At 72.2% G+C, this 9,095-nt stretch carries 7 protein-coding genes; all 7 read left to right on the forward strand.

The features are described from left to right. Nucleotides 1–6 precede the first annotated feature (6 nt). The 7 genes from hppD (at nucleotide 7) to ACIQMX_RS34125 (ending at nucleotide 8,879) form a co-directional block, all read left to right on the forward strand. Nucleotides 7–1,071 carry a 4-hydroxyphenylpyruvate dioxygenase gene (hppD, locus tag ACIQMX_RS34095; RefSeq protein WP_363069182.1) on the forward strand — a complete coding sequence of 355 codons (1,065 nt, stop codon included), beginning with the start codon at nucleotides 7–9 and terminating at the stop codon, nucleotides 1,069–1,071. A 76-nt stretch (nucleotides 1,072–1,147) separates the two neighbouring features. After that, the gene (locus ACIQMX_RS34100) at nucleotides 1,148–2,065 is read left to right on the forward strand and encodes a phytanoyl-CoA dioxygenase family protein (protein ID WP_402483934.1); all 918 of its coding nucleotides are present in this window, start codon (nucleotides 1,148–1,150) and stop codon (nucleotides 2,063–2,065) included. Continuing rightward, nucleotides 2,065–2,961, forward strand: a complete 897-nt coding sequence (locus tag ACIQMX_RS34105) for a prephenate dehydrogenase (RefSeq protein ID WP_363069186.1) — start codon at nucleotides 2,065–2,067, stop codon at nucleotides 2,959–2,961. The genes ACIQMX_RS34100 and ACIQMX_RS34105 overlap by 1 nt, the downstream gene beginning before the upstream one ends. A gap of 69 nt (nucleotides 2,962–3,030) precedes the next feature. Beyond that, complete coding sequence (locus tag ACIQMX_RS34110) at nucleotides 3,031–5,004, forward strand: FAD/NAD(P)-binding protein (RefSeq protein WP_402483936.1); 1,974 nt, start codon at nucleotides 3,031–3,033, stop codon at nucleotides 5,002–5,004. After that, the gene (locus tag ACIQMX_RS34115) at nucleotides 5,001–6,455 is read left to right on the forward strand and encodes an adenylosuccinate lyase family protein (protein ID WP_363069190.1); all 1,455 of its coding nucleotides are present in this window, start codon (nucleotides 5,001–5,003) and stop codon (nucleotides 6,453–6,455) included. The genes ACIQMX_RS34110 and ACIQMX_RS34115 overlap by 4 nt, the downstream gene beginning before the upstream one ends. After that, complete coding sequence (locus ACIQMX_RS34120; RefSeq protein ID WP_363069192.1) at nucleotides 6,452–7,312, forward strand: alpha/beta hydrolase; 861 nt, start codon at nucleotides 6,452–6,454, stop codon at nucleotides 7,310–7,312. The genes ACIQMX_RS34115 and ACIQMX_RS34120 overlap by 4 nt, the downstream gene beginning before the upstream one ends. A gap of 109 nt (nucleotides 7,313–7,421) precedes the next feature. After that, on the forward strand, nucleotides 7,422–8,879 hold the full coding sequence (locus tag ACIQMX_RS34125) for a DHA2 family efflux MFS transporter permease subunit (RefSeq protein WP_402483939.1): 1,458 nt from the start codon (nucleotides 7,422–7,424) through the stop codon (nucleotides 8,877–8,879). Nucleotides 8,880–9,095 lie beyond the last annotated feature (216 nt).

Below are 9,095 nucleotides of genomic sequence, written 5' to 3' on the forward strand. Positions count from 1 at the left end.
CAACGCGTGAACATCGGAGCCGTGGACCATGTCGAGTTCTACGTGGGGGACGCCCAGCAGTCGGCGTTCTACCTCTGCACCGCGTTCGGATTCCGTGTGTGCGGCCAGGCCGGTCCCGAGACGGGGCAGGCCGGCCGGCGCTCCCTGCTGCTGAAGCAGGGAGGCATCAAGGTCGTGCTGACGTCCGCGCTGACCGCGGAGCACCCGGCGGCCGCCTATGTGGCCCAGCACGGTGACGGCGTGGCCAACATCGCGTTCGAGGTGACCGATGCCGCCAAGGCGTTCGCGCTCGCCGTCGAGCGGGGTGCCGTCGCGGTCGAGGAGCCGAGAACGTACAGCAGGGACGGTGCCGAGGTCGTCACCGCGTCCGTGCTCGGCTTCGGCGACGTCGCCCACCGGTTCGTACAGCGCAGCGGGGACCCGGAGCAGTTCCTGCCCGGCGAGATGGACATCTTCGCCGAGGACCCCGACGAGGGCGAACACCGGCTGAGCACGGTGGACCACGCGGCGATATGCCTGCCGGTGGGCCAGCTGCGTCCCACGGTCGCCTTCTACGAGAAGGTCTTCGGCTTCAGCCAGATCTTCGAGGAGTTCATCGAGGTCGGCGAGCAGGCCATGGACTCCATGGTGGTGCAGAGCCCTTCGGGGAAGGTCACCTTCACCCTCATCGAGCCGGTCGCCGACCGCAAGCCCGGCCAGATCGACGGCTTCCTGGAGCGTCACAACGGCGCCGGTGTGCAGCACCTCGCCCTGCTCACCGACGACATCGTGGCGACGGTGCCGGCGCTGGAGGCCCGCGGGGTGAAGTTCCTCGGGACGCCCGAGGCCTACTACAGCGAGCTGGTGGAGCGCCTGGGCAGCCCGGACCTGAGGATCGACGACCTCAGGCGCACCAACGTCCTGGTCGACCAGGACCACTGGGGCCAGGTCTTCCAGATCTTCACCCAGTCCGTGTACGTGCGGAAGACCTTCTTCTGGGAGGTCATCGACCGGCACGGCGCCCGGACCTTCGGCAGCGGCAACATCAAGGCCCTTTACGAGGCGGTCGCCCGCGAGAAGGCGACCGCCTGACCACCCGGGCGTGGTCTGCCGCGCGCAGAGCCGCCACTCCCGAACGAATTCGTCTCACTTGTACCGAAGGAAGACCGTGACTGTTCAGGACGCCTCTCTGTTCACCCTGACCGAGGAGGAGCGAGCGCTCCTTCCCACCGACGAAGACGTCGACTTCTACGCCGAGCACGGCTGGTACCTCTCCAAGAAGCTCTTCACCGACGAGGAAGTGGATCTCCTCGAGTCGGCCAGTGAGCGCTTCTACGCCGGCCACCGCGACCGCACGCTGCCGGTGCGTCCGTCCAAGCTGGCGTACTGGGAGCCGGAGCACGGCGATGTGCAGCGGCACAACGACTACATCCACTACGAGGACGTCACGATCGGCCGCATCCTGCGCAAGCCGCTGCTCGGCGCCGTGGCCGCGCGGCTCGCCGAGACCGAGGAGATCCGGGTCTTCCAGTCCACCCTGATCCTCAAGCCGCCGGTCGCGGAGGAGCAGTCGAACATAGTGCCCTGGCACTTCGACCGTCACTACTGGTCCACGTCGACGTCCGAGCGGATGCTGACCGCGTTCATCCCCTTCCACGACTGCGGTGAGGAGATGGGCACGATCACGATGGTGGACGGCAGCCACCGCTGGAAGGAGACGGCCGACAACGATGCCACCTCCCTGCACTTCGCCGAGCGCGACCGCAGCGAGCTCGACCTCATGCTGGAGGAGAACGCCCAGTACAACGGCGTCGAGGTGAAGAAGATCCCTGTCCACATCCCGAAGGGGCATGTGAACTTCCACCACTGCCGGACGTACCACGGCAGCGGTGCGAACGTGAGCGACCGTCCGCGCCGCGCCATCTCCTTCCACCTGCAGGACGGCGAGAACCGCTACCGCACCTTCCTGCGCTCGGACGGCACCCAGGTCGCGTACAACCACGACGAGCTGGTGCGCAGGACCGCGGACGGTACGCCCGACTACAGCGACCCGGAGTATCTGCCGGTGTTGTGGAGCAGCCGCTGATGCGCAGTGCCGCAGTGGTCGGAACCGGCCTGATCGGTACGTCGATAGCCCTGGCCCTGCGGGGCCGGGGTGTGGCCACCTATCTCATCGACCGGGACCCGGAGGCGGCCCGCACCGCCGCCGGTCTCGGGGCCGGCCTGGTGGCCGTGCCGCCGGTGCCGGCGGACCTGGCGATCCTCGCGGTTCCTCCGCAGCACGTTGCCTCGGTGCTGCGCGAGCACCAACTGCGCGACCTGGCTCATGACTTCACCGATGTGGCGAGCGTCAAGGTCAGGCCGCAGGAGGAGGCGGCGGAGCTGGGCTGCGACGTGAGCCGCTATGTGGGCGGGCATCCCATGGCGGGTCGGGAACGGTCGGGACCGCTCGCGGCCCAGGGTGACCTCTTCCAGGGCAAGCCCTGGGTGATCACGCCGGGCGCGGGCGCCCGCCGGCAGGCCGTCGACCGGGTGACGGAACTCGCCGAACTCTGCGGTGCCCGCCCGGTCGTGATGAGCCATGCGCAGCACGACCGGGCGGTGGCGCTCATCTCGCACACCCCGCACATGGTGGCGAGTCTGCTGGCCGCCCGTCTGCTGCACGGGGACGAGTCCGAACTCCAGCTCGCCGGACAGGGGTTGCGCGATGTGACCCGGATCGCGGCCGGGGACGCCGAGCTGTGGACCGACATCCTCGGCTCCAACGCGACGGCCGTCGCGGACGTCCTCGCGGAGATCGCGCTGGATCTCCGCGAGGTCGTGGACGCCCTGCGCGACCTGGGCGCGGCCGCTCCGGAGCGGCACCGCACCAGCAGGGCGTACCTGACCACGGCCCTGGCCCGCGGCGTGCAGGGCCATGGCCGGATCCCGGTGCGGGCGCCGGGCGGGATGCGGCTGAGCGGTGTTGCCGCGGCCAAGTGAGGCATGGCCGGCCCGCGGGACCGGTGGTGGGTCCACAACGACTTTTCCGACTCAGTGGAGAGAGCGACTATGACCAGCCGACAGCTCAACGTCTGCCTCATCGGTGCCGGGCCCCGCGGGCTCTCGCTGCTTGAACGGCTGTGTACGAACGCCGGGTCGGCGCCGCGGGAGGTGTCGATCACCGTGCATGTGGTCGATCCGTTTCCGCCCGGGGCGGGGCAGGTGTGGCGCACCGACCAGTCCGAGCACCTGCTGATGAACACGGTGGCGTCCCAGGTCACGATGTTCACCGATGAGAGCGTCGACGTCGAGGGCGTGCTCGCCCCGGGCCCCAGTCTGTACGAATGGGCACGCTTCCTCATCCTCATCGGGCCGATGGACGACCAGCACTACGACGAGCGGGTCCTGGCCGAGGCGCGTTCTCTGGGACCCGACTCCTATCCGTCCCGCGCCTTCTACGGCCACTACCTGGAATGGGTCTTCCGGCGCGTCACGAAGACTGCGCCGTCCCTGCTGACCACCGTCGTGCACCGCGCCCGCGCGGTGTCGATCGAGGAGGAGCCGGCGGGCGACGGCGGGCCGGACGGCGTGCAGAGCGTGCTCCTGGACAACGGCACGCTCATCGACGGTCTGGACGCGGTCGTCCTGGCTCAGGGGCATCTTCCCGTGCGCCGGTCCCGGCGGCAGCGCGAGTTCGGCGGCTTCGCGCGGGCCAACGGTCTCGGCTATGTGGTGCCCGCCAACCCGGCGGACGTGGACCTCTCGGGGGTGCAGCCGGGTGAGACCGTCGCGCTGCTCGGGCTGGGCCTGAACTTCTTCGACTACATGGCGCTGTTGACGCTCGGCCGTGGCGGCCGCTTCGTCCGGCGCCACGACCGGCTCGTCTATCTGGCGTCGGGCCGTGAACCCCGCCTGGTGGCGGGCTCCCGCAGAGGGCTGCCCTTCCACTCCCGGGGGGAGAACCAGAAGGGCGCCCACGGCCGCCATGTGCCGACCGTACTGACCGCCGAAGTGATCCGGGAGCTGCGGGAGCGGTCCCGGCTCCACGACGGCCTCGACTTCCACGCCACGCTGTGGCCGCTGGTCTCCAAGGAGGTCGAGACCGTCTACTACAGCGCCCTGCTCACCGCCGAGGGACGGGCCGGCGACGCGCGACGGCTGCGGGCCCGCTACCTGGCGGCCGCGCCGGGCAGCGGTCAGGAGCAGGACGTGATCGCGGAGTTCGGGATCGCCCCGGGCGAGCGCTGGAACTGGGACAGCATCGCCCGCCCGTATGCGGACCGCGCCTTCTCCTCGACGCAGGACTTCCAGGACTGGCTGCTCGGCCATCTGCACGAGGACCTGCGTGCGGCGCGCGACGGCAACGTGGAAGGGCCGCTCAAGGCGGCCCTCGACGTCCTGCGCGACCTGCGCAACGAGCTCCGGCTGATCGTCGATCACGGCGGTCTGACCGGGAGTTCGCACCGCCGGCACCTGGACGGCTGGTACACCCCTCTCAACGCGTTCCTCTCCATCGGTCCGCCCGCCCGCCGGATCGAGGAGGCGATCGCCCTGATCGAGGCCGGGGTGCTGCGGGTGCTCGGCCCCGACGTCCGGTCCGGCACGGACGAGGAGGCCCGGGCGTTCACCATCGAGTCCGCCTCGGTGCCGGGCTCGCTGACCCGGGCCACCACGCTGATCGAGGCACGCCTGCCGGAGATCGACCTGCGGGTGACCGCCGATCCGCTGCTGCTCCAGCTCCTGGCCTCCGGGCAGTGCCGTACCTACGAGGTCACCGACCCCGACGGTTCGGTGTACGAGACGGGCGGTCTCGCCGTCACCGACGCGCCGTTCCACCTGATCGACGCACACGGCCGGGCCCATCCGCGGCGCTTCGCCTTCGGCGTCCCCACCGAATCCGTGCACTGGGCCACGGCCGCAGGCATAAGGCCGGGAGTGAACTCGGTGACCCTTCAGGACTCGGACGCCATCGCGCACGCCGTACTCGGCCTGGACCGCGGCCTTCTACCGGACACCGAGATGATGGGAGAGCTGACAAGGTGAGCACGACCACCCCGCCCTCTTCGCCCCCGCCGCACGTCCTGGACGCCGGGCTGCTCAGTCCCGTGCGGGCCGGCACGCCCGCGGAGGCCGCCACCTCCGACGGGGCCTGGCTGCAGGCCTTGCTCGACGCGGAAGCCGCGCTGGTCCGCGCCCAGGCGAGCCTCGGCAACGTGCCGGTGGAGGCCGCCGAGGCGATCACCGCGCTGGCCCGGGCCGACAAGCTGGATCTGCGGGAGATCGCCGTGCTCGGCCGGGGAGCGGCCAACCCGGTGGTGGCCCTGGTCCAGGCGTTCACCGCCCTGGTGGCCGCCAAGGCCCCGGATGCCGCCGACCACGTGCACCGCGGTTCGACCAGCCAGGACATCTTCGACACGGCGCTGATGCTCGTGGCCGGGCGGACCCTGGATCTCCTGGTGGCGGATCTGGAGGGCATCGCGGAGTCTCTGGGCGCGCTGGCCGAGGAGCACGCGCGGACGCTCATGGCGGGCCGCACGCTCGCCCTGCACGCCGTGCCCACGACCTTCGGCCTGAAGGCGGCCGGCTGGCTGGCTGCGGTGTGCGAGGCCGCCGACCGGCTGCGCAGGGTGAGGGCCGAGGGTCTGGTGGTCCAGCTGGGCGGGGCGGCGGGCACGCTGGCGGGCTACGCCGAGTACGAGAAGCTGCACCGGGACGCGCGAGGGGAGGCGGTTGCCGAGGGGTACGCGGCGCGGCTCACCGAGCGGTTCGCCGCGGAGACGGGCCTGTCCGCCCCGGCCCTGCCCTGGCACAGCCACCGTGCCCCCATCGCGGCGCTGGCTGCCGAACTCGCCCTGACCACGGGCGTGCTGGGGAAGATCGCGGTGGACGTGCAGTCGCTGGCCCGGACCGAGACCGCGGAGGTCGCGGAGCCAGCCGCGGCCGGCCGTGGGGTTTCCTCGGCGATGCCGCAGAAGCGGAACCCCGCACTGGCCACGCTGATCCGCTCGGCGGCCCTCCAGGTTCCCGCGTACGCCGGTGTGCTGACGCACGCGATGCTGTCCGAGGACGAGCGTTCGGCCGGTGCCTGGCACGCCGAATGGGTGCCGCTGCGGGAGTGCCTGCGGCTGGCCGGAGGCGCCGCGCACACCGCACGCGAGCTGGTGGCCGGTCTGGAGGTGTCGCCCGGACGGATGCGGGCGAACCTGGACCTGACCGGCGGCCTGATCGTCTCGGAGCGGCTGGCCGCCGTGCTCGCGCCGGTGCTCGGCAAGGCCGCCGCCAAGGAGGTCATGAGCCGGGCCTCGCGCGAGGCCACGGCCTCGGGCCTGTCCCTGGCGGAGGTTCTCTCGAAGGAGGACGCGATCGCCGAACGGTTCGACGCGGAGGCTCTGCGCGGGCTGCTCGACCCGGCCGGCTACACGGGCGCCGCCGAGGAGCTGACGGAGCAGGCGCTGCGGCGGTACGCGGCCCGGCCCCACGGAGCCGGAGCATGACGCGCGGGGCGCGGCACGCGGGTGCGGTGCTGAACGCGCTGTCCGGCCCGGCGCCCGGTCTCGCCGGCCGTGCGGTCTTCTCCCTCTTCTGCAATCCGGTCCGGCGGGGCCGGATCCTGCCCCGCGAGCAGGCCGTTCACGAGCAGGCCGTCACCGAGGAACTGACCATCGGCGGGCAGCGGGTCCGGGTGTACCGCTGGGGCGACGGCGAACGCCCCGTCCTGATGCTGCACGGCTGGCAGTCCAGGGCCTCCCGGTACGCCGCCTTCGTGCCGCGGCTGCGGGAACTGGGCCTGACGCCCGTCTCCTTCGACGCGCCGGGGCACGGTGAGTCGGGGGGCCGGGGCGCGACGATCCTTCAGTACCGCGAGATCATCCGCCGGCTCCAGGACGGGTACGGCGCCTTCCACTCGGTGATCGCCCATTCGCTGGGCGCCACCAGCGTGCTCCTCGCGCTGCGGGGCGGCACCGAGGCGGGCCGTCTGGTCACGGTCGCCGCGGTGAAGGACTTCGGCCACTTTCCCGACAAGTTCGCGGACATCCTGGGTCTGCGGCCCGCGTTGCGGCGGGACCTGCGCGACCGGATCGAGCACCGGCTGTTCGCGGAGGTCGCCCGCCCGTGGGAGCTCTTCGACGCCACCCGCAGCCCCGACGAGATCAAGGTGCCGATGCGGATCATCCACGACGAGGACGACGAGATGGTCCCGGTCGAGCAGGCGTACGCGCTCAAGGCGGCGTACGGCGACCGCGCGGAGCTGGTCGTCACGGCGGGGCTCGGGCATCGCAAGGTCCTCGGCGAAGCGGCGGTCGTCGACGCCGCGATGGACTTCATCGCCCGTCCGGTGCCGGGCGAGTGAACGCCTGTGACCCCTGCCCGCAACCGAATCGGCCTTTTAAATGCACGCACGGTCGTTTAGTTTTACCTGTGGGTCCAACGCCGTGGATCCATTGACGAAGGGACCACGCATGACCACCGCTTCACCGCAGTCACCCGGGGCCGGCCCGGCTGACGTCGCGGCGTCGGCCGGGGAACAGGCGCCGCAGGGCTCACCGGAGGCATCGGCCGCCTCGAAGCTGGCGCTGTTCGTCGCGTCGGGGGCGACCTTCCTCGCGGTCCTCGACACCACGGTCGTGAACATCGCGTTCTCCGACCTGCGCGTCGACTTCCCCGACGCCTCGCTGTCCCAGCTGACCTGGGTCGTCACGTCGTACACGGTCGTGTTCGCCGCACTGCTCGCCGTCGCGGGGCGGGTCGCCGACGTCATCGGACGCAAGCGGCTCTTCCTCTGGTCCACGGCCCTGTTCACCCTCGCCTCCGTGCTGAGCGGCTTCGCCACCGGGGTGCCGATGCTCGTCGGGGCCCGTGCGCTGCAGGGCGTGGCGGCGGCGGGGATGATTCCCTCGGCGCTCGGTCTGGTGCTCCAGCACACACCCGCGGCCCGCCGCCAGGTCGCCGTCGGCGTCTGGGGAGCGGTCGGCAGCATGGCCGCGGCCGTGGGGCCGAGCCTGGGCGGTCTGCTGGTCGACGTGTGGGGCTGGCGCAGCGTCTTCCTGATCAACCTGCCGATCGGGCTGGCCATCGTGGCGGTCTCGGCACGGCTCGCGGGTGACGAGCCGAGCGGGCGCAGGCTGCCCGACCCGGTGGGCACCCTCGCCCTCGCCCTGGGCATCGGCGGCGTCGTCTTCGGTGTGACCCAGGGAACGGACTGGGGCTGGGGCAGCGGACGGGTCCTCGCTCTGCTCGCGGGCGGCGCCGTCCTGGTGCTGGTGGCCCTGCTGCTGTCCCGCCGGCACGTCGCGCCCGCCATCGAGTGGGACCTGTGGCGCAACCGCGCGTTCGCCGCCACCAACGTGTCCTCGCTGCTCTTCGGCGCGGCCATGTACTCCTACCTCCTCTCCTCGCTGCTCTTTCTCAACGCCGTATGGGGGTACTCGGAGCTGAAGGCCGGCCTGGCCGTCACGCCGGGCGCCTTCAGCGCCGCGGTCGGTGCCCTGGTGGTGGGGCGCCGGGTCGCAGCCGGGGCCCAGTGGGCCGCGCTGGCGGTGGGCGCCGGGCTCTTCGGCGTCTCGTGCGCCGCGATGTACCTGCTGCTCGGTACGGATCGGCAGTACGCGGCGGTCTGGCTGCCCATCGGAGTCGTGGCCGGTATCGGCATCGGCGCGGCCCTGACCGCCATCTCGAACGCGGCCACCGCCTCGCTGGAGCCGCAGCGCTTCGCCTCCGGTACCGGACTGCTCATGACGACGCGCCAGATCGGCGGCGCGCTCGGCATCGCGGCCCTCGCGGCCATCCTCGAACGCCACAACGTCCTGGACGACCAGGGCTATCTGCAGGTGTTCCTCGCGTGCGCCATCGGGTCCCTCGCGGCCGCGGTGGTCGCGCCGGTGATCCGGTCCAAGGGCCGGCGGGCCCCGGCCCCGTAAGGAACGGCTCCACAGAACCGCGGCAGGGGATCCGCGGCGGTGGGGCCCGCCCGGGCCCCCCCCCCCGCCCCCCCCCCCCCCCCCCCCCCCCCCCCACCCCCCCCCCCCCCCCCCCCCCCCGCCCCCCCCCCCCCCCCCCCCCCCCGGCGCGCCCCCCCCCCCCCCCCCCCCCCCCCCCCCCCCCCCCCCCCCGAGCGGCCCGCCCCCCCCCCCCCC

The sequence above is a fragment of the Streptomyces sp. NPDC091416 genome (assembly GCF_044756845.1).
GTDB lineage: Bacteria > Actinomycetota > Actinomycetes > Streptomycetales > Streptomycetaceae > Streptomyces.